The 23277-nt window shown below is 67.6% G+C and carries 19 protein-coding genes; 11 read left to right on the forward strand and 8 right to left on the reverse strand.

What is annotated here, in order from left to right; genetic code table 11:
• The first annotated feature begins 62 nt into the window (after positions 1 to 62).
• The gene (locus ACWMMN_RS06315) at positions 63 to 686 is read left to right on the forward strand and encodes an AraC family transcriptional regulator ligand-binding domain-containing protein (RefSeq protein WP_486423105.1); all 624 of its coding nucleotides are present in this window, start codon (positions 63 to 65) and stop codon (positions 684 to 686) included.
• On the opposite strand, the gene ACWMMN_RS06320 is transcribed toward ACWMMN_RS06315, so the two are convergent.
• Positions 658 to 4248 (reverse strand): ESPR-type extended signal peptide-containing protein, encoded by a 3591-nt coding sequence (locus ACWMMN_RS06320; RefSeq protein ID WP_486423106.1) that lies wholly within the window; start codon positions 4246 to 4248, stop codon positions 658 to 660. The genes ACWMMN_RS06315 and ACWMMN_RS06320 overlap by 29 nt on opposite strands.
• Positions 4249 to 4705: 457 nt before the next feature.
• On the opposite strand from ACWMMN_RS06320, the gene ACWMMN_RS06325 reads away from it, so the two are divergent.
• Complete coding sequence (locus ACWMMN_RS06325; protein ID WP_174992037.1) at positions 4706 to 5335, forward strand: NAD(P)H-binding protein; 630 nt, start codon at positions 4706 to 4708, stop codon at positions 5333 to 5335.
• Between the two features lie 27 nt (positions 5336 to 5362).
• Here the strand turns inward: ACWMMN_RS06325 and ACWMMN_RS06330 are convergent, their stop codons facing one another.
• Positions 5363 to 6280: a LysR family transcriptional regulator gene (locus tag ACWMMN_RS06330; RefSeq protein ID WP_059235127.1), complete on the reverse strand. Its 918-nt coding sequence runs from the start codon at positions 6278 to 6280 to the stop codon at positions 5363 to 5365.
• Positions 6281 to 6409: 129 nt separating this feature from the next.
• Between ACWMMN_RS06330 and speB the strand changes: the two genes are divergently transcribed.
• The 5 genes from speB to ACWMMN_RS06355 all read left to right on the forward strand — a co-directional run bounded on the left by speB (position 6410) and on the right by ACWMMN_RS06355 (position 11605).
• Positions 6410 to 7378 (forward strand): agmatinase, encoded by a 969-nt coding sequence (gene speB, locus ACWMMN_RS06335; protein WP_059235125.1) that lies wholly within the window; start codon positions 6410 to 6412, stop codon positions 7376 to 7378.
• Positions 7371 to 7835 carry a GNAT family N-acetyltransferase gene (locus tag ACWMMN_RS06340; RefSeq protein WP_486423107.1) on the forward strand — a complete coding sequence of 155 codons (465 nt, stop codon included), beginning with the start codon at positions 7371 to 7373 and terminating at the stop codon, positions 7833 to 7835. The genes speB and ACWMMN_RS06340 overlap by 8 nt, the downstream gene beginning before the upstream one ends.
• A 130-nt stretch (positions 7836 to 7965) precedes the next feature.
• The gene (locus tag ACWMMN_RS06345) at positions 7966 to 8643 is read left to right on the forward strand and encodes an SOS response-associated peptidase family protein (protein WP_059236830.1); all 678 of its coding nucleotides are present in this window, start codon (positions 7966 to 7968) and stop codon (positions 8641 to 8643) included.
• Positions 8644 to 8945: 302 nt separating this feature from the next.
• Entirely contained in the window at positions 8946 to 10376 is a 1431-nt protein-coding gene (locus ACWMMN_RS06350) for a purine-cytosine permease family protein (RefSeq protein WP_059235121.1), read from the forward strand.
• 158 nt (positions 10377 to 10534) lie between these two features.
• Complete coding sequence (locus ACWMMN_RS06355; RefSeq protein WP_486423108.1) at positions 10535 to 11605, forward strand: porin; 1071 nt, start codon at positions 10535 to 10537, stop codon at positions 11603 to 11605.
• Positions 11606 to 11666: 61 nt separating this feature from the next.
• Here ACWMMN_RS06355 and ACWMMN_RS06360 read toward each other — a convergent pair whose 3' ends face one another.
• Positions 11667 to 12623 carry a LysR family transcriptional regulator gene (locus ACWMMN_RS06360; protein WP_059235116.1) on the reverse strand — a complete coding sequence of 319 codons (957 nt, stop codon included), beginning with the start codon at positions 12621 to 12623 and terminating at the stop codon, positions 11667 to 11669.
• Positions 12624 to 12812: 189 nt separating this feature from the next.
• Between ACWMMN_RS06360 and ACWMMN_RS06365 the strand changes: the two genes are divergently transcribed.
• The 4 genes from ACWMMN_RS06365 to ACWMMN_RS06380 all read left to right on the forward strand — a co-directional run bounded on the left by ACWMMN_RS06365 (position 12813) and on the right by ACWMMN_RS06380 (position 16866).
• The gene (locus ACWMMN_RS06365; protein ID WP_174992041.1) at positions 12813 to 14123 is read left to right on the forward strand and encodes an MFS transporter; all 1311 of its coding nucleotides are present in this window, start codon (positions 12813 to 12815) and stop codon (positions 14121 to 14123) included.
• Positions 14124 to 14154: 31 nt separating this feature from the next.
• Positions 14155 to 15426 (forward strand): Zn-dependent hydrolase, encoded by a 1272-nt coding sequence (locus ACWMMN_RS06370; protein WP_486423109.1) that lies wholly within the window; start codon positions 14155 to 14157, stop codon positions 15424 to 15426.
• A 25-nt stretch (positions 15427 to 15451) separates the two neighbouring features.
• Positions 15452 to 16474 (forward strand): histone deacetylase family protein, encoded by a 1023-nt coding sequence (locus ACWMMN_RS06375; protein ID WP_059235110.1) that lies wholly within the window; start codon positions 15452 to 15454, stop codon positions 16472 to 16474.
• Between the two features lie 104 nt (positions 16475 to 16578).
• Entirely contained in the window at positions 16579 to 16866 is a 288-nt protein-coding gene (locus ACWMMN_RS06380; RefSeq protein WP_486423110.1) for a hypothetical protein, read from the forward strand.
• A gap of 16 nt (positions 16867 to 16882) precedes the next feature.
• Here ACWMMN_RS06380 and ACWMMN_RS06385 read toward each other — a convergent pair whose 3' ends face one another.
• The 5 genes from ACWMMN_RS06385 to ACWMMN_RS06405 all read right to left on the reverse strand — a co-directional run bounded on the left by ACWMMN_RS06385 (position 16883) and on the right by ACWMMN_RS06405 (position 23237).
• A complete protein-coding gene (locus ACWMMN_RS06385; RefSeq protein ID WP_340623956.1) occupies positions 16883 to 17845 on the reverse strand; it encodes a Csu type fimbrial protein in 963 nt (320 codons plus the stop codon).
• Positions 17842 to 20139, reverse strand: coding sequence for a fimbria/pilus outer membrane usher protein (locus ACWMMN_RS06390; protein WP_233464155.1), 2298 nt, complete (start codon positions 20137 to 20139; stop codon positions 17842 to 17844). The genes ACWMMN_RS06385 and ACWMMN_RS06390 overlap by 4 nt, the downstream gene beginning before the upstream one ends.
• 94 nt (positions 20140 to 20233) lie before the next feature.
• On the reverse strand, positions 20234 to 20953 hold the full coding sequence (locus tag ACWMMN_RS06395) for a fimbrial biogenesis chaperone (protein WP_059235102.1): 720 nt from the start codon (positions 20951 to 20953) through the stop codon (positions 20234 to 20236).
• Between the two features lie 15 nt (positions 20954 to 20968).
• Positions 20969 to 21466, reverse strand: a complete 498-nt coding sequence (locus ACWMMN_RS06400; RefSeq protein WP_486423217.1) for a Csu type fimbrial protein — start codon at positions 21464 to 21466, stop codon at positions 20969 to 20971.
• A 565-nt stretch (positions 21467 to 22031) separates the two neighbouring features.
• Positions 22032 to 23237 carry an MFS transporter gene (locus ACWMMN_RS06405; RefSeq protein ID WP_486423111.1) on the reverse strand — a complete coding sequence of 402 codons (1206 nt, stop codon included), beginning with the start codon at positions 23235 to 23237 and terminating at the stop codon, positions 22032 to 22034.
• Between the last annotated feature and the right edge of the window lie 40 nt (positions 23238 to 23277).

A 23277-nucleotide genomic window follows, 5' to 3' on the forward strand; every position in this document is an offset into this window, starting at 1 on the left:
ACGGAGCCGCCGGTGCGCAATGTGCGCACCGGCTGAAGCAGCTTGCCGATCCGGATTTCACGGTGCTGGCTGCGCAGGAGCTGGCCGTCGCGTCGAACCTGCTGGACCTGACCGCCGGCGAGGCCGGTATCGGCCTGAAGGTCGGCCTGCCGGCATGCGGGCTGCTCGGCTATGGGTTGTTGAGCAGCGCGACGGGCATGAACGCCGTCGCGCTGGCCGGCCGCTATCTGGCGCCGACCTATACGTTTGTCGGGATGACGTTCCGCCGCGTCGGGCCGCACGATGCGATTCGGTTCGACGCATCGCCGGAGCTTGCTGCCAACGTGCAGCGTTTCTTCGTCGAACGTGCGATGGGGGCGACATGCCGCGTATTGCGCGACGTGATCGGCAGCGCCTTCGAACTCGCGACGTTCGACCTGGCGTACGACGCCGGCGCCGGCACCGAAGCGAAACAGATGGTGTTCGGCGCGAAGATCCGGTACGGCCAGCCTGCCAGTACGCCCACGTTCGAACACGCGCATCTCGAGCGGCCGCTGCGTAGCACGCGATCCGGCACGACTGCGCCGATGAAAAAAGCCCGTGAACGATCTGACGTTCACGGGCTTTTCCGTTTTGCGGCGGAGCGGGCCGGCACGTACCGCTGCGGCCCGCGCGGCATCACCACGAATGTCCGATGCCGCCGTTGACCATCATGCGCGAGCCGTTCACCGTGCCGACGCCGAGCTTGATCACGGTGTTCTGCGTGATCCGCGCGCTGCCGCCGACGGCGATCGCCGTATAGCCGCCGTAGTTGCCGAATCCGGCGCCGACCGAGACGACCTTGCCCGGATCGACTTGCGGCATGCCCGCGAGCGCGCCGGCGATCGCGATCCCCGAATACGCGTTGCGTGCGAGATCGTTCACGCCTTGCTGAATCGCGCCGACCCGCTGGTCGGTGTAGCGGTTCGCCGATTCCGTCGCCGTCGTCAGTTGGTTCAGGTTGACCGCGTCGGTACCCTGCGTGCCCGGTGCGACGTTGACGATCTGGCGCTGCTGTTCGGCGGTGCCGACCGAGACCACGTTCGAGCGGCCACCGTCGTTCGAGTTCGCGCCGATCGCGACCGAATTGGAGCCGGCCGTGACGGTCGGCGCATCGGTGCCCGAGCCGTTCATGTCCGCGGTGATGCCCGTGTTGCGCGATGCCGACGTCGACAGGTTGTTGATCTGCGCGTTGATGTTCGTCACGCTGGTCGACAGCGACGACACGCGGTCGTTGGTCGTCGACAGGCCGGTTGACAGCGACGTCACGCTCGTCGACGTGGACGTCGACAGCGAGCCCAGCGCTTCGTTGGTCGACGACAGGCCGGTCGACAGCGAACCGATGCTGGTCGACGTCGACGTGGACAACGACGCGAGGTTGCTGTTCGTCGAGCTGAGCCCGGTCGACAGCGACGCGACGTTCAGGTTGGTCGCATGCAGTTGGCTGCCGTTGATCGCATCGGTGCTGTCGGCGCTCACGCGGCCGGCCGCGACGTTCTGGATCTGGCGTTCCTGGCCCGGTGCGCCGACGCTGAACACGCCGAACGGGTTCGCGCCCGCATACGCGCCGAAACGCAGGTCGCCGATGGTCGACGACGACACGCCGACGGCCGCGCCGGTGACCGAACGGTTGCCGATCGCCACCGAGTTGTCGAGGTTGGCGACCGCGTTCGGGCCGATCGCGACGCTGTTCGCGCCAGTGGCCTGGCTGTCGGCTTCGGTCGAGTTCGCGTGGAAGTACTTCGCTCCCTTCGCGTTGAGGTTGTCGATCGCGTCGCCCACGTTGGTGTGGGTCGTCGTCGTGCCGTCGTTGTTGTACGTCACGTACGACGGCGCGGTGATCTTCCCGGTCGCCGGATCGTACGTGGCGCCGCCGCCGAGCGCGTCGGCCGTGCTGTTGCCGAGGTTCGTCGTGTTGACGGTGACCGAACTGATGCTCGTCGACAGCGAGCCGAGGCCCGACGAGGTCGACGTGGACAGCGACGTCATCGTGCTGTCGGTCGCGCTGAGGCCGGTCGACAGCGAGTGGATGCCCGTCGATGCGGACGTCGACAGCGACGCGAGCGTGCTGTTGGTCGTCGACAAGCCGGTCGAGGCCGACGTCGACAACGACGTGACGGTGTCGTTGGTCGTGCTCAGGCCGGTCGACAGCGACACGAAGCCGGTCGACGTCGAGGTCGACAGCGAGACCAGATTGTCATTCGTTGTACTGATCGTAGTGGACAAGGAACCGGCGGTCGTCGACGTTGCGGTCGACAGCGACGTCAGGTTCTTGCCGAGCGTGTCGATGCCGGTCGATGCCGATGTGGACAGCGAAACCAGCGTGTTGCGGGTCGTCGACAGGCCGGTGGACGTGGCGGTCGACAGCGATGCGACGGTGTTGTCGGTCGTGCTCAGCCCGGTCGACAGCGAAGCCATGTTGCTGTCGACGATGCGCAGGCTGTCGGCGGTCGAGGTCGACAGCGACGTGAGCGTGTCGTTCGTCTTGGAGAGGCCGGTCGACGTCGACGTCGACAGCGACGCGATCGACGATTCGGTCGAGGTCGACAGGCTCGCGAGATTGGAGCCGACCGTGCTGAGTTCGACGTTGGTCGCGTTCAGCTGCGAGCCGTTGACGGCGTCGGTGCTCTTCTCGGCCAGCCGGCCTGCGGCGACGTTGGTCACGGTACGTTCACGGCCGGCCGCGCCGACACTGACGGTCGAGGCGGGGGCGGTGCCGGCGAAATCGTACGCGGTGCCGTTGATCGTCGCGCCGCTCGTGCCGATGGCCGCCGCGGTCACGGAGCCGGAGCCCAGTGCGACCGCGCCGGCGTCGGCAGCCGTTGCGCTCGCACCGAGCGCGACCGCACCGGCGCCCGACGCGATGGCACGCGGGCCGATCGCGCTCGCCGCCTGTGCACTGGCGTTGGCCTGCGTGCCGACCGACACGCTGGTGGCGGCCGAGCTCGTCGCGCGGTCACCCAGCGCGAGCGCGCTCGTTGCGGTGGCGGCGGCGGACGAGCCGGCGCCCAGCGCGCCGCGCGCGGTGGCTTCCGCCGCACGGCCGAGTGCCGTGCCCGTGTGGCTCGACGACGCGTTGGCGCCGATGGCCATGCTGTTCTCCGTGGCCGAGCTGTTGTAGCCGATCGCGGTGGCGCCGGTGTAGCCGCCCGTGCCGGCCTTCGCGCCCGCGCCGAGCGCGATCACGCCGAAGCCGCCGCCCGTCGTGACCGCACTGGCGTCCTGGCCGATCGCGACGTTGCCGGCGCCGGTCGAGCCGCTGCTGCTGGCCGCGCCCGCGCCGATTGCGACGTCCGCCTGGCCGGCTGCCGATGCGTTCACGCCGGCCGCGAGCGCGTTGAGGCCCGTGGCGCCGTCGTTGTTGTAGTTCGCGCCGGCCGTGCCGCCGTCGTTGACGCTGTAGTAGCGCGTGGTCGCGGCATCGATCGCGGCCGACGTGGACGTCGACAGCGAAGTGAGGCCGGTCGCGACCGACGTCGACAGCGACGTCATCGTGGTGCCGGTCGTGCTCAGCCCGGTCGACAGCGACGTGAGGCCGGTCGATGCCGCTGCGTCGACGGCGGCCAGCTGCCGGACGTTGACGGCATCGGTGTCCTGCGTGCCGCCGGCGACGCGGGTGATCTGGCGTTCCGCGCCGGCGCTGCCGACGGACACGACGCCGTTCGATGCGACGGCCGCATCGGAGAAGCGCTCCGTGCCCGAACCGGTGCGGTCGGCGATGGAACCCTGGCCGAGCGCGACCGCGTTGGCGACGCTTGCGTTCGACCGGTAGCCGACGGCGACGCCGCCGTGACCGGATGCGGTGGACTTGCCGCCCATCGCGAGCGAGCCTTCGCCGGTGGCGTTGGCCTCGGCAGCGAAGGCCGCGGCATAGGTGCCGCCGGTTGCCTTCGAGCGCGAGCCGACCGACGTCAGGAAACTGGCCGTCGTTGCGCCGGCGCGGTTGCCGGTTTGCGTCGCCGTGGCTTCGTCGCCGATCGCGACGGACCAGTAGTCGGCGCAGGCTGCCCACGTGCCGGAGCAGGGGTAGCCGGTGTCGCCGCCGACGGAGACGTAGGCGAGGCTGTCGAGGGGGATCAGGGCTGCGGCGGCGACGGAGAGCGTGGCGGCAACGCGTGCGGAAGCCGAGACCTTGCTCGAGGTTTTCTTGCCGTTGGCGCGGGTGGTTTCGGAGGTGGCGACCCAGGCGCCCAGTGCGTCGTTCCAGATCGTACGGAAAGTGCGGTTCATAGACTGTCTCGGAAAAAAGAGGACGCCGCACCGCGATACGATGACTTGAAGAATTAAGACAGCTGGATGGGCGTTCCCGGGTGAATTAGGAGATAACGAATGAGATGAATCTTACAGAATGAAATGTATTTGTAATGTAAAACAACGAAAAATGAATGCGTTTTCTTGCACTGTTTTACATTATTTGTCGTATAAACATCGAATAAATCGACGTTTAGAGAGATAGGGTGCGATGAAAATAGCGAAAATGCGTGAAAAGGTGCGACGAATTGCTGCATCGGTGAACCTGCGAGCAGAAGCTGGCGTGGGTAAATTCGAGATATGTAGTGAGCGCGATCTGTAATTTTTCGAGATGCAGGAAGGTTGTCGGCGCGAGGTCGGCCGACGATCATGTCGATAGCCGGAAACCGGGCCGCATCGGGCCCGCCAACGCAGGCTCCTCACGGAAGAACCGGACATGAAACTGCTGCTCGTCGGCGCGACCGGACTCGTCGGACGCCACGTCCTCGAAGTCGCGCTCGCCGATTCGCGGGTCGATCAGGTGGTCGTCCTCGCGCGCCGGCCGCTGTCGCCGCATCCGAAGATGCGCGCGCTGGAGGTCGATTTCGACCAGTTGCCCGCCGCGGCCGACGGGTGGCGGGCCGATGCGGTCATTTGTACGCTCGGCACCACGATGCGGGCCGCCGGTTCGCAAGCGGCCTTCCGGCGCGTCGATCACGACTATCCGCTCGCGGTCGCGCGGCTCGCGCACCGGCACGGCACGCCGACCTACGTGCTGAATTCCGCGCTCGGTGCAGACGCCGCGTCGCGCATCTTCTACAACCGCGTGAAGGGCGAGGTCGAGCAGGCGCTGGCGGGTATCGGGTTCGCGTCGCTCACGTATGTGCGGCCTGGCCTGATCGGCGGCAGCCGCGACGAATTCAGGTTCGGCGAGCGGCTGTTCGTGTTCGCGCTGAACGCCGCCGGGCCGATGCTGCCGGCGAAGTGGCGCGTGAATCCGGCGTCGCGGATCGCGCGTGCGCTGGTCGATGCCGCGATCGACGCGCGGCCGGGCGTGCACGTCGTCGCATCGGACCGGCTCGCCTGACGCGGCACGGGCAGGGGGCCGGCCTGGCTATCCGCCTGCGCACCCGTCAAGCTCGCCGAACTGTTCGGCGAGCGCAGCGGTGAACGCATCCAGCGCTTCGCTGCCGTCGCAGTTCCTCGGTGTCGCGAGCTGGAATTCGACCGTATGGCTCAGCTTGCTCGCGAGCAGCCGGCGCATCTTTCCGGCGGCGACCCACGGCGCCGCGACGTGGTCGGGCAGGAAGCCGACATGCGCGCCGGACAGGATGAAGATCACGTCGGCGTCGACGTTTTCCGAAAACGCGGTCGGCTGCGCGTTGCGCAGCGCCGCACCCGACGTGTTCGTCTTGTAGAGCCGCGCGACGTTGCTCGTGCGCGCGATGTCGTTGACCGACACGCTTTTTTTCGCAAACAGCGGATGGCGTGCGCCGCAATGCAGCGACTGGTGTTCGACGAACAGCGGTGCGTAGTGCAGGCCGGCCTGGTGGCCGGAGAAATAGCCGATCGCGAGTTGCAGTTCGCCTTTCAGCAGCCGGCGCTCCAGTTCGTCGGGCGGTATCGCAATCATCTCGATCAGCACGTCCGGTGCCTGTTCGCGAAAACGGCCGACGGCCGCTGCGATCGATTCGACGACGTCGGGCGCGAGCCGCTCGGACAGGCCGATGCGCAACTCGCCCAGCATCGTGTCCGATACGTGTTGCGTATCGCGCGTGAACACGTCCATTGCCTGCAGGAGCCGGCGGGTCGACTGCAGCACGCGTTCGCCCTTCGGCGTCAGCCGGAAGCCGCTTTTGCCGCGATCGCACAGCCGGAACCCGAGCCGGGTCTCGAGCTTGGCCATCTGCGTGCTGATGGTGGACGGCGCCATCCCGAGCGTGCCTTGCGCGGCGCTGAAGCCGCCGCTCTCGACGATCGTCAGGAAGAGCCGCAGCAATTGCAGATCCATGTCTCGGAGTCGGGTCAGCATGGCGATACATCGCATTTCGTGAAGTTGGCTTATGTTAGTTCATATTTTTCGTCGGATGCCGCGCGGGCAGAATCGGGTTCGAGGTCGCCAGCCGCGCGGCCGTGTCCCCCTTCAGACAGGATTCCGACGATGAGCCAGAACGATTTCGCGTTCACGCGCGACAGCCTCTACGGCACGCAGGCCGAACCGACCTTCGCGGGCGCGACGAGCTTCATGCGCCGGCGCTTCAGCCGCGATCTCGACGGCGTCGATCTTGCGATCACGGGCGTGCCGTTCGATTCCGCCGCGTCGCACCGGCCCGGCACGCGATTCGGCCCGCGCGGGCTGCGGATCGCATCGACGGGCATCGCATGGGAGCGCCCGTGGCCGTGGTCGTTCGATCCGTTCGACGTGCTGGCTGCGGTCGATTATGGCGATTGCGCGTTCGATCTCGGCCAGCCCGAATCGGTGCCGGGAGCGATCGAGCGGCATGCCGATGCGATCCTCGCGAGCGGCTGCGCGATGCTGACGCTTGGCGGCGATCACTTCATCACGTATCCGCTGCTGAAGGCGCATGCGAAGGTGCACGGCCCGCTGTCGCTCGTGCATTTCGACGCGCACACCGACACGTGGCCCGACCGCGACGTGAAGCGCATCGATCACGGGACGATGTTCTGGCACGCGGCGCGGGAAGGGTGGGTCGTGCCCGAACGGTCGGCGCAGATCGGCATCCGGACGACCAACGACGAGCCGATGGGATTCGACATCCAGGATGCGCGCCGCGTGCATGCGTCGACGCCGGCTGCGGTCGCCGCACGGATTCGCGAGCGCGTCGGCGATCATCCGGTGTACCTGACGTTCGACATCGACTGTCTCGATCCGGCGTTCGCGCCGGGCACCGGTACGCCGGTGTCGGGCGGCCTGTCGAGCCATCAGGCGTTCGAGATCCTGCGCCACCTCGACGGCATCAACCTGGTCGGCATGGACGTGGTCGAAGTGTCTCCACCGTATGATCATGCGGAAATCACATCGCTGGCCGGCGCGACGATCGCACTCGAACTGATCTGCCTGTATGCATCGCGCCGGCGGCAAACCAGGGAAGCTTCGATCGATGGATGACCTCATCTGGCGCAAGGCCGTACCCGGCGACGCGGCCGCGTGCATCGCACTGCGCGGGCGGACGCGCGAGAACGCGTTGACGGAAGCGCAGTTGCGCGATCTCGGCATCACGGCCGAAAGCTGGGACGCCGGAATTCGCGACGGCCTGTTTTCGGGCCATGTCTGCTTTGCGAACGGAACCATGGTCGGCTACTGCTTCGGCGACACCGGTTCGGGCGAGATCGTCGTGCTCGCGATGCTGCCTGCGTACGAAGGGGCGGGGATCGGCAAGCGGCTGCTGCGGCGCGTGATCGACGATTTCGCGGCAAGCGGCTTCACGTCGTTGTTTCTCGGTTGTTCGACCGACCCCGCGTCGCGCTCGTACGGGTTCTACCGGCATCTCGGCTGGATTCCGACCGGGCAGCTGGACGAGGCCGGCGATGAAATTCTCACGCTCCGGGTCGGCTCGAGCACCTGACGGCATGCGTTGTCCCGATCGTGGCACTTCACGCGGTCCGTAAAACTGTTTCGTCATACAAAACAATAGATCAATGGCGGCGTGCTCGCTGATCTACGATGGAAACATTGCTTCCATCGTCAGCCGAGCCGTGTGCACTCACTACCGCGCTCCGGGCGAAGACCCGGGCATCAGCGAACTGAAGATCGGCATCGGCGATCTGTATCGCCGCGACCCGTGGGCACCCGACGTGTATCCCGACTACGCGGCACCGGTCGCATGCGCCGAAGGCGACAGCCTTGCGGTCGTGGGGGCCGTGTTCGGTTTCTGGCCGAAATTCATGCAACCCGAGCGGCTCGACGAGCACGGCCGGAAGAAAAAGAAGCTCGATACGGTGAACGCGCGCACGGAAACGGTCGGCTCGTCGCGGCTCTACGGCAAGGCCTGGCGCAATGGCCAGCGTTGCCTGATTCCGGTGCGCTGGATCTGCGAGCCGTGCTACGAAACCGGCCGCAATGTGTGGCACCGGATCGGCGTCGACGGCTGGCAGCCGTACTGCGTCGCCGGTATCTGGCGCCGCTACGAAGACAGCGACGGGCGCGCATGCATCGGCATGACGATGCTCACGGTAAACGCCGACGATCACCCGCTGTTCGCGCGGATGCATCGGCCCGGCGACGAGAAACGAGGCGTCGTGATCCTGCGCCACGACGATTACGACGAATGGCTGCACGGGCGCGACATCGAGGCCGCACGGCGCATGCTGAACCTGCTCCCCGCCGGCGACATGACGGCGGCGCCCGATCAGGCACCGCCGGCCGCCACCTGACCTTTCATTTTTCCGACGTCCGGCTTGCGGCAAAACGACCGGCCGTGTCGCGATTATTCGGACAATTTCGAAAGCCGGTCGATACCGGGTAATCACCGATATCTCACAAGTTGTATATACAAGATTATCCGCTGGCAATGTCGGCGCACGTCGTGCCGCTTGCGCGCCAGCGTGCAGACCGTGCGTGCGTGGCGCATGCCGGCGATCCACGGCGCCCCGCACCCGCAGAGCCGAAAGGGCGGCTCGCAGCATCCTGTCCCGTTTAAACCATGTGTGGTCCTGAGTATTTTGGAGATTGACTCGTGTCAACGAATTCCAGTGGAAAAGCCGGCGGACTGATCGAGGTACGCTCGATCGACTTCATTCCCGATGCCGAGCGACACGGCGGCCTGCTGAGCCAGTTCACGCTGTGGCTGTCCGCGAACATGCAGATCACGGCCATCGTCACGGGCGCGCTCGCGGTCGTGCTCGGCGGCGACGTGTTCTGGTCGCTGGTCGCGCTGCTGCTCGGCCAGCTCGTCGGCGGCGCGGTGATGGCGCTGCACGGCGCGCAGGGGCCGCAGCTCGGGCTGCCGCAGATGATCTCGAGCCGCGTGCAGTTCGGCGTGTACGGCGCGATGATCCCGATCGTGCTCGTGTGCCTGATGTACATCGGCTTCTCCGCCAGCGGCTCGGTGCTGGCCGGGCAGGCCGTCGCGCAGTTGCTGCACGTCGACGACGCAGCCGGCATCCTGCTGTTCGCAGCCGTGATCGTCGTGCTGACCGTGTTCGGCTATCGCGCGATCCACTTCGTCGGCCGGATCGCGAGCGTGGTCGGCATCGTCGCGTTCGTCTACATGTTCACGCAGCTGTTCGCGAACCACGATGTCGGCGCGCTGCTCGCCAACCGCCATTTCTCGCTCGCGAGCTTCCTGCTGTCGATGTCGCTGTCCGCGTCGTGGCAGATTGCGTTCGGTCCGTACGTGGCCGACTATTCGCGCTACCTGCCGCGCTCGACGTCGTCGGTCGCGACGTTCCTCGCGGTTGGCCTCGGCTCGGTGATCGGTGCGCAGGCGGCGATGGTGTTCGGCGTGTTCGCGGCCGCACTGGCCGGCGGCCAGTTCGCGCACCATGAGGTCGCGTATATCGTCGGGCTCGGCTCGACGGGCGCCGTGGCCGCACTGCTGTACTTCAGCATCGCGTTCGGCAAGGTGACGGTCACGGCGCTCAACGCATACGGCAGCTTCATGTCGATGGCGACGATCGTCAGCGGCTTCCGCGGCAAGGGCGCGGTGTCGTCGAAGAGCCGCCTCGTGTACATCTTCGGGATGATCTGCGTATCGACGCTGATCGCGCTTGCGGGCCGTCATTCGTTCCTGAAGGAGTTCACCGCGTTCATCCTGTTCCTGCTCGCGTTCTTCACGCCGTGGAGCGCGATCAACCTGGTCGACTACTACTGCTTCACGCGCTCGCGCTACGACGTGCCGGCGCTGTCCGATCCGGACGGCCGCTACGGCCGCTGGAATGCGATGGCGATCACGATCTACGTGGTCGGCATCCTCGTGCAGCTGCCGTTCATGTCGACGCACATCTACACGGGGCCGCTCGTCGATGCCCTTGGCGGCACCGACATCTCGTGGATTCTCGGGCTGATCGTGCCGGCCGTGCTGTATTACATCGGCGCGCGCGCGTCGCGTCGCAGCATCCCCGAACGCCTGATCCTGCCGCTCGAACGCGGCGAAGTGCACCACTGACGACACGTCTCGCGCATCGGGCCGGCAAGCCGCCGGCCTGAGCGTCGAGCCCGGCGCAGCCTGCGCCCGGCTCTGTCAACACGATCCCGTATCCCGCGATACCGGTGCGGCATGCACACCGCGCCCGGTGTCGTTTCATTCCTGGACTATTGAATAGTATGACTAAACAAATTGAAGCGCGCGGCAGAGATTGCAGCGTGCGGCCGGTGCACGCCGGGCTTCGCATGACGGTCGCGGTTGCCTGCCTCGCCGGATCGGGCACCGCGCTCGCGCAGGACGGCGTGACGCTGTACGGCGTGATCGACGAATTCGCGCAGTACGTGAATACGGGCAACGGCTATACGGCGGCGATCAACTCGGGCGGCCAGTGGGGCAGCCGGTTCGGATTGAAGGGCGGCGAGGATATCGGCGGCGGGCAGAAGATCGAGTTCGCGCTGGAAAACGGCTTCAACCCGAATGACGGCTCGCTCGCGAGTGCGGGCAGCATGTTCAACCGGCAGGCGTGGGTCGGCCTCGCAGGGCAGTGGGGCAAGGTACGTGCGGGCCGCCAGAATTCGCCGCTGTTCAACGACCAGGGCGGGCAGGACGCGTTCGGCGGTGTCACGCAGGGGTCCGGCATGGACAACCTGACCGTGTTCGCGTTCCGCACGAGCAACACGTTGTCGTACCAGAGCCCGGAGATCGCGGGTTTCCAGGGCGGGCTGTACTTCGGATTCGGCGACGCGGGCGGCGTGCGCTCGGCGGGTTCCAGCCAGCAGTTCGATCTGACCTACGAACACGGGCCGTTCGGCGCGTTCGTCGCGGGCCAGTGGCTGAAGAACGCGACGGCGGCCACGACCGATCGCACGATCATGGCCGGCGCGTCTTACGAGATCGGCAAGGCCACCGTGTACGGCGGCTTCTCGGCGGTGAAGTGGGCCGACTTCGGGATCGATTCTCGCGTGTACGGGCTGTCGGTCAAATACCAGTTCAACCCGGCGAACACCGTCGCGCTCGGCTATGCGTATCTGCACGACCAGTCGTCGCAGGGCAACAACGCGGAGCAGCTCGGGCTGATGTACGAGTACGACCTGTCGAAGCGCACGAGCTTCTACGGCGCGCTGTCGTACCTGCGCAACCGCAACCAGGCTGGCTACACGCTCGCCGGCGCGGCGAACCCCGGCTTGCCGCTTGCGTATCCGGGCGCGAATGCGCGCGGCGTGCAGCTCGGCATCGTGCATCGCTTCTGACGCGTGCGACGCGCCGGACCGTGTGCGCCCGGCGCTTTCCTTCGGCGGCGCATTCGCGCCGTTACTTCCCCAGCCGCTGCGCGAGCGAATAGCGCTGCATGCAGCGTTCCATCGCGTCGAGAAACGCATGCTCGGCCGCATTCATCTTGCGGTCGCGGTGCCACAGCAGGAACACGTCGACATCGACGAGCCCGTCGTCGGGCGGCAGCCGCCACAGCCGCTGCTGCGCGATGTCGTCGCGCACGATGTGCTCGGGCAGGCAGCCGATCCCGTAGCCCGCGAAGATCAATCGCCGCACTTCCTCGAGGCTCGGCGACGACGCGACGATGCGCCCCGTGAAACCCTTCTGATCGCGGAACACGGTGAGCGGCGACAGGCTGTCGCCGATCTGGTCGCTCGTGAACGACACGAAATTCTCCGCGAGCAGATCGTCCATCCGCAGTTGCGTCTGCCCGAACAGCCGGTGATGGCGGCCGCAGTAGATCGCATAGCGCTGGCGCAGGAAACAGCGCATCTCCAGTTTGTCGTGCGGCGTACGGCAGAGGCCGAGCCCGGCCGTGGCCGTCTTCTGCAGCAGCGACGACAGGATGTCCGACGAGCGCATCACTTCGATCTGCAGGTCGATGCGCGGATACGCGCGGTGGAATTCCGCGAGGAATTCGTCGTAGACGGGCGATTCGATGCGGCTCACCGTCAGCAGCCGGATCGACCCGGTCAGGTCGGCCGTACTGTCGTCGATTTCCGTTTCGAGGCGCGAGATGCCGCCGTAGATGTCGCTCGCGATCCGGTACACGGCTTCGCCGGCCGGCGTCGGCGCGAAGTGCGCGCCGCGCCGCTCGATCAGCCGGCGTTCGAGCGTCTCCTCGAGCCGCCGCAGCGCCTGACTCACGGCCGGCTGCGTCACGTGCAGGCGCGCGGCCGCACGGCTCACGCTGCGCTCCTGCATGATCACCAGGTAGGTGCGCAACAGGTTCCAGTCGAGTCGGTCGTTCAGGAACGGGGCGAGGTCGGGGCGCATCGGGTCTCCGGGCGAGGCGTCAGGGTAGTCATTAGCTGAATTTATACGGCGAATAATAACTTGAAATTTGACTAATGATTTGCGGTCGCCGATAAAGGAGGGGTGCCGCAGCGTGCGGCGCGAGGCCGCGACAGACGGCCGTCACACGATATTGCGCGTCGCCCGCAGCGGCGCGCGTCAGGAGCCCGCATGACCCAGTCCCTTCCTTCCGCCCGCCAGCCGGGACGCGCCGCGACGGCCGCGTTCATCGGCACGATGATCGAGTGGTACGACTTCTACATCTACGCGACCGCCGCCGCGCTCGTGTTCGGCGAACTCTATTTCCCGTCGCATGACCGCTTCGTCAGCACGATGGCGTCGTTCGCGACGTTCGCGGTCGGCTTCTTCGCGCGGCCGCTCGGCGGCGTGATCTTCGGTCACCTCGGCGACCGCATCGGCCGCAAGAAGGCGCTGATGACGACGCTGATGATGATGGGCGTCGCGACCGTGTGCGTCGGGCTGCTGCCCGATTATTCGAAGGTCGGCATGCTCGCGCCGGTGCTGCTCGTCGCGCTGCGCGTCGTGCAGGGGATCGCGGTCGGCGGCGAATGGGGCGGCGCGGTGCTGATGGCGGGCGAGCATGCGCCGCAGGGGCGCCGCACGTTCTTCGCGTCGTTCGCGCAGCTCGGCAGCCCGGCCGGGCTGATCCTGTCGCTGATCGCGTTTCGCGCGGTCACGTCGATGGACAAGGCCGACTTCCTCGCGTGGGGCTGGCGCCTGCCGTTTCTCGCGAGTTCGGTCCTGCTCGTGGTCGGCATCCTGATCCGGCTCGGCGTGAACGAATCGCCGGAATTCGCGCGGGTGAAGGCAACCAACCGCACGGTGAAGCTGCCGGTCGCGGAAGTGTTCCGTTCCGCGTCGGGGCTCGTGCTGCTCTGCATCGGCGCGAACACGATCGGCATCGCGGGCGTCTATTTCACCAACACGTTCATGATCGCGTACACGACGCAGTACGTCGGCGTCTCGCGCTCGCTGATCCTCGACAGCCTGTTCGCAGTCGCAATCATCCAGTTCATCGCGCAACCGATCGCCGCATGGACCGCCGAGCGGATCGGCGGCGCGCGCTTCCTGAAGATTGCGGCGCTGCTCGCGATGCTGTCGCCGTATCCGATGTTCATGCTCGTGCAGGGCGGCACGTCCGCGTCGCTGATTGCAGGCATCGCGCTCGCCGTCGTCTGCATGGCGGGCTTCTATTCGGTGATCGCGGGCTTCGTCAGCGACGTATTCCCCGCACACGTGCGCTATTCGGCGATCTCGCTTGCGTATCAGATCTGCGGCGCGATCGCAGGCGGCCTGACGCCGCTCGTCGGCACGTGGCTCGCGCATCGCTTCGCCGGCCAATGGTGGCCGCTCGCGGTGTTCTACACGTGTCTCGCCGGCGTTTCGCTGCTTTGCATCGTCGCGCTCGACGCGCGCCGGGCGGCGCAACCGGCCGCCGCCGAAGCGCTCGGCTCGCACTGAACTTCAACGAACGAATTCATCCGGAGTGCACATGAAAGACCTGCTGGAAATCGACGGCGCCCGTTTGTGGCAGAGCCTGGCCGACATGGCGCGCGTCGGCGCGACGCCGCGCGGCGGCGTGCGGCGCCTCGCGCTTACCGATGACGACCGGCGCGGGCGCGACCTGTTCGCGCAATGGTGCCGCGACGCGGGAATGACGGTGAGCGTCGATGCCGTCGGCAACCTGTTCGCGCGGCGCGACGGCGCCGATGCGCAAGCGGCGCCCGTGTTGATCGGCAGCCATCTCGACACGCAACCCGAAGGCGGCCGCTTCGATGGCGTCTACGGCGTGCTCGCCGCGCTCGAACTCGTGCGCACGCTGAACGATGCAGGAATCGCGACCGGCAAGCCGCTCGAGATCGTGTCCTGGACCAACGAGGAGGGCGCGCGCTTCGCGCCGGCGATGCTCGGTTCGGCCGTGTTCACGGGCACGTTGCCGCTCGACGAGGCCCTCGCGAAGCAGGACGCCGACGGCGTCGCGCTCGGCGCGGCACTCGACGCGTGCGGCTATCGCGGTACGCGCGCAACGGGCGGCGCGGTCGACGCGTATTTCGAAGCGCATATCGAACAGGGGCCCGTGCTCGAAGCGAACGGTACGACGATCGGCATCGTCACGGGCGGGCAGGCGATCCGCTGGCTCGACGTGACGGTGACGGGCGTGGCCGCGCACGCGGGGACGACGCCGATGCCGTATCGCAAGGACGCATGCTTCGCGAGCGCGCAGATCGCGCTCGAACTCGAACGGATCGTCGCCGGCTATGCGCCGCGCGGGCTCGCGACGATCGGGCAGGTCGGGATCCGCAATGCGTCGCGCAACACGATTGCCGGCGACCTGACGTTCACGGTCGACCTGCGTCATCACGACGATGCCGAAGTCGACGCGATGGAGCGCGACCTGCGCGATGCGTGCACACGCATCGCCGCCGCGCGCGGCGTGCGGGTCGCGATCGACACCTGCTGGCGCAGCCCGGCGACACCGTTCGACCGTGACTGCGTCGAACTGGTTGCGCAGGCAACCGAAGCGTTCGGCTACACGAACGAGCGGATCGTCAGCGGCGCCGGCCACGATGCAATCCTGCTCGCGCGCCGCGTCCCGACCGCGATGGTGTTCATCCCGTGCGTCGACGGCCTGTCGCACAACGAGGCCGAGGACGCGCTGCCCGACGACGTGACGCGCGGCACGAACGTGCTGCTCCATGCGGTGCTGGCGCGCGCAGGCATCGCAGCGCGCGTCGAAGCGGCGGCCACCGCGCACGATGCGTGACGCGGCGAATCGACGAGGACGAACGATGAAAACCTATTTCCATCCCGAACAACTGCTGCACCATCCGCGCAGCTACCTGTCGCGCGGCCAGATGCGCGAGCCGCAGGAAGTGCCCGAACGCGCGGCGCGGCTCGTCGCGGCGGTGCGTGCGCTCGACTTCGACGTGCGCGAGCCGGCCGACCGCGGCACCGCGCCGATCGCGGCCGTGCACGACATGAACTACCTGCGCTTTCTCGAAGAGGCGCACCGCGACTGGAAGCAGATGCCCGACGACTGGGGCGACGAAGTGATGTCGAACGTATTCGTGCGCGACCCGAATCCGCTGCGCGGCGTGCTCGCGAAAGCCGCGCGCTACCTCGCCGACGGCAGTTGCCCGGTCGGTGCGAACACGTGGCGCGCTGCATACTGGTCCGCGCAGGACGCGCTCGCGGCCGCAGCGGACGTCAACGACGGCGCACGCGAGGCCTACGCGCTGTGCCGGCCGCCCGGTCATCACGCGCGCCGCGATGCGGCCGGCGGCTTCTGCTACCTGAACAATGCGGCGATCGCCGCGCAGTCGCTGCTGGGCCGCCATCGCCGCGTGGCGGTCCTCGACACCGACATGCACCACGGGCAGGGCGTGCAGGAGATCTTCTACGGCCGCGACGATGTGCTGTACGTATCGATCCACGGCGATCCGACCAACTTCTACCCGGTCGTCGCGGGCTATGAGGAAGAGACGGGGGCGGGCGCCGGCGACGGGTTCAACCTCAACCTGCCGATGCCGCACGGTTCGCCGGAATCGGCATTCTTCGCGCGGCTCGACGACGCGTTGCGCGCGCTCGCGCGGTTCCAGCCCGATGCGCTCGTGCTCGCGCTCGGCTTCGACATCTACAAGGACGATCCGCAATCGCAGGTTGCCGTCACGACCGACGGGTTCGGGCGGCTCGGCGGCGCGATCGGCGGGCTCGGGTTGCCGACGGTGATCGTGCAGGAGGGCGGCTATCACCTCGACAGCCTCGATGCGAACGCACGTGCGTTCTTCGGCGGGTTCGCCGCCGCACGCTGACCGTTTCAGCGGGGCCGGATCGCGTGCGCGCGGCTTCAAGTTTTCCGCGCGTACGCCGATAATTCGCGCATATGCTGAATGGATGCATGAAGGAGGGCCGCACGATGACAGCCGGCCAAATCAGACGCGGTGCGCTCGCGCTCGCGGTGCTGGGCACAGGGTCGCTCGCGCACGCAGCGGAACCGTCGATTCCGCTGCGCGTCAGTCTCATCATTCCGGAAATCTGCACGATCGGTTCGCGCGCACGGGGGGCCGCCGACGCCGACATGCCGAGCGTCAGCTGTGTGCACGGCACGCCGTTCGTGCTGAGCCACGCACCGCTGCCCGACCTGCGATCGGCGCCGCGCAGCGTCGGCGCGGGCGTGCCGCCCGCATGGACCGTCACGTTCTGACCTCCCGTCATTCCCGCTAGAAGCTGATCGTCGCGGTGATCTTGTCGCTGTAGTTGCCGGGCGCGGGCGTGGTTTGCGCCGGCACCGCGCCATATACGGTCACGACCTGCGACGTGCCCGTGCCGACACCCGTGGCCGTCGAGCTGCCGCCCGTGCCGTCGCCCCACGCGATCGAGCGCGCGGCATCCGTGTAAAGCCCGTAATTGATCGTGCCGCCGCCGCCGCTGCGCTGCATCCCGCGTGCCGTCACGTTGCCGGTGCTGCCGCCGTCCAGCGCGATTTTCCACGCGTCGCCGTTCGTGCACTGCGCGGTGATCGAGCCGGTTGCCGTGAGCGTGCCGGACAGCACGCTCGCGGTGCCGAAGCTGACGTTGGTCGCGCTGATGTTGCAGTTGTTGATCACGTTCGCGGTCGCGCTGAACGGGAAGGTACCGTTCGACGTCGTCAACGACGCGCAGGTCGGCGCACCGAGCAGGTAGAACCCGGCGTTGAGCGACGTCGTGTTGCCGCCGAACGTCTGCGAGTAGGTCGTCGTGTTGTTGCCCGTTGTCGGCACGGTCGGCTGGTTCGACGTGATCTGTCCGTAGATCGTGACCGTCGCGCTCGCGCTCGTGCCGAGCGCGGGTTTGGCGAGCGTGACGGACGCCGGTGTGGTGCCGGAATACACGGAACCCCATGCGACCGAATGCCCGCCGTCGAGATAGAGGTCGTACTGCATCGCGTTGGCGCCGTTGACGAGGCTGCGCGGGCTCGTGCCGCCGAGATTCAGGCACACGAGCACGTTCGGCGTCAGCGAGACGGCCGACCACGTGCACGTGATGCTGACGGTGCCGGTCGCGGTGACCGGCGCGAGCGAGATCGGGCTGACCGAGCCGAAGCTGACCGTCGATGCGGTGGCCGTGCAGGTCTCGGCCTGCGCGTGACGCGGCACGCCGCACCACGCGGCGAGCGCCAGGACGAGCAGCAGCACGATTCTCATGGCGCCGCCCGGCAGGTGAGCGGCCCGACGGTCGGCAGCGTGCCGTCGCCGGGCGCGGTGAACGCGAATGCCACGGCGCAGCGTTGCGTGCCGTAGTCGATCGCGAGATGGTTGTCGTCCTTCAGCCCGTCGATGAACGTGAGCCCGTCATAGCCGACGATCGTGTCCGCGCCGCTTTCGGCGTGATGCACGCGCGCACCGGCCGGCAGCGGATTCCCGGCGGCGTCGCGCAGGATCACCGACGCGGCGCGATAGCGCGACACACCGAAATGCGCGACGACGCCCGATTGCGCCTGCGGCACGATCGTCATCGACGTGCGGGCGATTCGCGCGTCGGCCGGCAGCTTCATCGAATCGATCGCGACCTGGTTGTTCTGGTACGCGTTCAGGTCGGGCACGAGCAGATGCCCGGCGCGATCGGTCGTGCCGATCACGCGGTTCTCGTGCAGCACGGGGATGCCCGCGACGCCGTCGGTCGACACCAGCGCGAAGCCGTCGTCGATGCGGCGCGACAACTGCAGGCTGCTGTCCATGAACACGAGCGCGCCGCTCACGTCGAGCGATGCGCCGGTCTGACGGTCGATGCTTTGCGCGGCCGCGATGACCTCGCCCGCGCGGCCGAGATAGCGCACCTGCGCCTGCCGGTAGGGCACCGCGCCCGTGCCGCCGGTCTGCACGCCCCAGCCCCAGCCGCCGTCGTAGTCGGGCGGACGGTTCGCGTCGACGGTGTAGTTCGACTGGCCGCGCTGGCGGCCGACGGTCGCGTTGAGCGACGTGTTGCGGCCGAGCCCGATGTTCAGCGACACGAAGGCGCCGTTCGCGCCCTGCTGCGCGAAATCGCGGTAGGCGCTCACGCTCAGCGATGCGAGATCGCCGAGGCTCAGCGTGTACGACACGGTGCCGATCCGCGCGCTCGGGCCTTGCGGCAGCCGGAAGCCGATATAGCTGAGCGACAGCGTCTGGCGGTGCATGAACGGCAGCGCGAGCGTCGCCTGGTCGGTCGCCGACGGCACCGGTGAACCGTCGCGCGATGCCAGGTCGCCGTAGCGGCCGAAGGCGCGGATCGTCTGCGCGTTGATCGAGAAGCGCGGTTCGATCAGCTGGTAGCCGACGCTCACCTGCGTGCCCGGATAGCGGCCGACGCTGCCCGCGACCGCGCCGCTCACCACGCCCGCATAGCCGAGCCGCATCAGCGCGCCGACGCCGGCGTTGAGCACGCCGCCCGTCGCTTCCGCATGCCCCTCGACGGTCAGCGTATCGCTGACGCCGCGCCGCATCGAGCCGCTGACGGCCGGCCGCGCGTCGTAGTCGAACGACTGCAGCGCATAGTTGCGGCGCAGGAAGCCGGCCTCGAACGAATAGCTCGACAGCCCGGCCGACAGCATGCGCGTGTCGACATAGAGCGGCACGGACGTCGCGACGGTGCGCCCGAGCGCGTCGCGCGTGATGAGGGTCGCCTGGCCGGCGCCGGTGATGCCCGGCACGTCGTGGATGATGAACGGGCCGCTCGGCACGTTGCCGGTGTACTGGCGCACGTTGTTGACGTACAGGTCGACCGCCGACGGTACTGCGGCGGAACCCGCGAGCGACGGAATCGGGAACGTCACGAGATCGGGCCGCAGCGCGAAGTTGCTGCGCCACTGGAAGCCGCCGAGGCGCACGGAGCGCGTCCACGCGAGCGATCCCGAGATCGCGTCGCCGATCTGCGTCGTGCTCGGCCGCGCCGGGTCCGAGCGGCTCCATGACGTATCGAAGCGCGTGTAGCGCCGCTGGCCGTTGTAGAAATACGCGGTGCCGGTGGTGTTGAACACGCCGTTCGGATCGAAGTAGCGCACGCCGGTGTAGAGCGAGAACTGCCGGTCGCCGATCGTCTGCGCGTACGCCTCGTAGTTGATCGCGAGCCCGCGCGACGCGGTGGCCGCCTGCGTGGCCGGCAACGCGCGGCTGTCGACCGCGTACGGACGGCGCAGCGTGTCGGCCATCGCCAGGTCGACACGCTGGTGCGCGGCGTCGTAGCGATAGCGCAGGCCGGGAATCGTGTCGAGCTCGACGGTCGCCGCGTCGGCGATGCCGAGCCGGTCGGTCGCGAAGCCGATCGTGCGCAGGTCGGCGCCGCTCGCCGACAGATGGCCGTCGCGTTCGCGGAAATGCGCGAGCAGCGTCGTGCTTTCGCCGTTGATGCTGACTTCGAGGATGACGTCGTGGATGCTGTCGGCCATCACGAGCGCCGCCGGTTCGTCCGCGCGAGCCGCGCCGTGCACGAGCAGGCGCCCGGCCACGACGGCGACGAGCACGATGCGCCGGGCACGTCGCGACGTTCTGTGTCCGTTGACCGGAAACGTGCCGGCGCGTGGCGAAGGGGAAGGGGCCGGGCGGCGCACCGGCGGTCTAGCCCGGCGGCTCCACCGCGACGACCGCGCTGGCCGGCTGCGAATTGACGGCCGCGCGCACCGTGACCTTGCCGCCGAGCGTGAGGCCGGCCGGCAGCGGCACGCTCCACTGGCCGGTGCGGCCCGCGAGCGCGTAGCCGAGCAGCCCGTGCGTGAGCGGGTACGCGCGACCGTCGCCGGTCACGAGCTCGACCGATGCCAGCTGCGCGCGGCGTGCGCCCACGTTGCGTACACGCAGCACCCAGCCGCCGTTTTGGCGCGCGAGCGCCCAGTCCAGCTGCGGCGCGCCGTTGGTCGGCGGTTCGACGAACACCGGAATCGAATAGCGTAGCCGGATCGACACGCCGTTGGTCGGCGCTTCGCCGGGCGGCGGCAGCTCGTCGATCAGCAGCCGGTAGCTCTGCTCGACACCGGATGGCGTGCGCGACGCGCGCACGACGCGGATCAACTGGTCGGACTGCGTGCCGACCTCGATCAGCGGCGGGCTCGCGACGAGGTCCTGCGTGGGCGTCAGCGTGTCCTGGCCGTCGGCCTGGTCCCAGCGGAACACGCGCACCTGTCCGTACACGGGACGATCGCCCGGATTGCGCAGCGTGATGCCGGTGGCCGTGTCGTCGGCGCCGAATTCGATCGTGACGGGGGAGATCTGCAGCGACGCGGCGTGCGCGGCGCCGGCCGCGCACAGCAGCGCGGCGAGCGTTCGACGTAATGCGATCATGCGTGGCGGCGCCGGTCAGAAGTAGACCGTTGCGGTGACGGTCGTCTGATAGGTGTCCGGCTTCGGCGTGGCCTGCGTCGGCACTTGGCCGTAGACGGTCAGCGCCTGCGCGGCGCCCGTGCCGGTACCGGCGACCGTGTCCGTCCCCTGCGTGTTGCCCCATACGGTCGTGCGGCCGGCGTCCTGGTACAGCTGGAAGCCGACGGTCGTCGTCGTATTGCCGGTCGCCGTGCCGGCCATCAGGCGGCTCGCGACGGTCGACCCCGTGACCGTGCCGGCATCGAGGCCGACGTTGTACGGCGTCGTGTTGGTGCAGGTGACGCTGACGGTCGTCTGCTGGTTGATCGCGGCGGAGAGCACGCCGTTGGTCCCGAAGGCCAGCGGGTTCGCGGTGATCATGCAGTTCGGCTGCAGTGTCAGCGTGACGTTGAAGGTGGCGGTCGCGGTGCCGTTCGAATAGGTAGCGGCGTCGGCGGCAGGTGTCGAAAGGCCGATTGACAGCGCGAGCGACAATGTCGTGGAAGCGATGGCGACTTTCACTCTGAATCCTCCCCGGTCGGTTTTTCATTGGATTTATGCCGCGCTCCGCGCGCCACGGCCGCTTGAATGCTGATACGAATCGAGGAGTCTTTCAATCTTAAAGTTTTGGCTGTTTCATTTTGTTACAGTTTGATCGATTAATGATTGAATAAAACCGGTAAGCATTGCGCTTTTCGATTTTGTCCGGCGCATCGGGCGAAATATTTTCTTGCGGAGCACAAGTGGCTGAGGGGCTTATGCGGGGTGCGACTCGATTTTCAGATTGGCGTGGCGGATTGAATCGACCGGTGCGGAATGGATAATTGCGGTGTGTGGTGAATTGGAAATGACATGCGTCGAATCATTTCAGGGCATTGAATCGATCCCGGTAATCCGTGAGTGGATTCAATTTTCAATTCGGGTGTAGAAGGAGGAGGGGTGATATTCGGGATTTATCCCGATTGAAGAATCGGCGAATCCGGATTGGCGGCGGAAAACGAAAACGGCCGCATTGCGCGGCCGTGAGCGTCGGTACGTCGGATTGCCCGGATTATTGCGATTACGAATTCGCGGTGGCCGGTGCACGGCGGCGCTGCGCAACCTGCAGCACCACGAGCGCGAGTCCGGCCGCGGCGATCAGCCCGCCGACGAGCGGCACGGCTGCGTAGCCGAAGCCTGCCGAGATCGCCGCGCCGCCGGCAGCCGCGCCAACCGCATTGCCGAGGTTGAACGCACCGATGTTGACGGCGGACGCAAGGCCCGGCGCTTCGTGGGCGGCGCGCATCACGCGCATCTGCAGCGGCGGCACGACCGCGAACGTTGCGACACCCCACACGAGCAGCGTGACGGCGGCGCCGACATGCGTGCTGGCGAGCAACGGGAACGCAGCCATCGTCGCGATCAGCAGCAGCAGGAAGCCGGTCAGCGTACCGTCGAGCGAGCGGTCGGCGAGGCGGCCGCCTGCGATGTTGCCGATCGAGAAACCGACGCCGATCAGCACGAGCATCGCCGTCACGAAGCCGGGCGTCGCGCCAGTCAGGTGTTCGAGCGTCGGGGCGACATACGTGTAGAGCGTGAACATCGCGCCGGCGCCGAGCACCGTCGTCCCGAGCGCGCCGAGCACGACAGGGCGCGTCAGCACCGAGAGTTCGGCACGCAGGTTGGGCATCTTGCCGGCTTCGCCCTTCGGCAGCGCGGCGAACAGGCCGGCGATCGCGATCAGGCCGAGGCCCGCGGTTGCCGCGAACGACATGCGCCAGCCGATGATCTGGCCGAGCCAGGTTGCGGCCGGCACGCCGCCGACGTTCGCGATCGTGAGGCCCATGAACATCGTCGCGACCGCGCTCGCCTGCTTTTCACGCGGCACGAGGCTGGCCGCGACCACCGAGCCGAGCCCGAAGAACGCGCCGTGGTTGAGGCTCGTCACGAGGCGGGCGAGCAGCAGCGTCGTGTAGTCCGGCGCGACGGCCGACAGCAGGTTGCCGATCGTGAAGATCGACATCAGCGCGATCAGCGCCGAACGGCGCGACCAGCGCGCGAGCAGCAGCGTCATCAACGGCGCGCCGACCATCACGCCGATCGCATACGCGCTGATCAGCATGCCGGCCTGTGGAATCGACACGTGCACGCCGTCGGCGATCACGGGCAGCAGGCCCATCGGCGCGAACTCGGTCGTGCCGATGCCGAACGCACCGGCGGCGAGCGCCAGCAGCGGCAGCGCGGCGCTGCCGCCCGGGCGGGAACGAGAGGAAGTCGTGGGGTTCACGCGATGGGCTCCTGTTAATCGAAGGACAACGGCACGGGAC

Source organism: Burkholderia cepacia complex sp. TUM26381, from assembly GCF_057439935.1.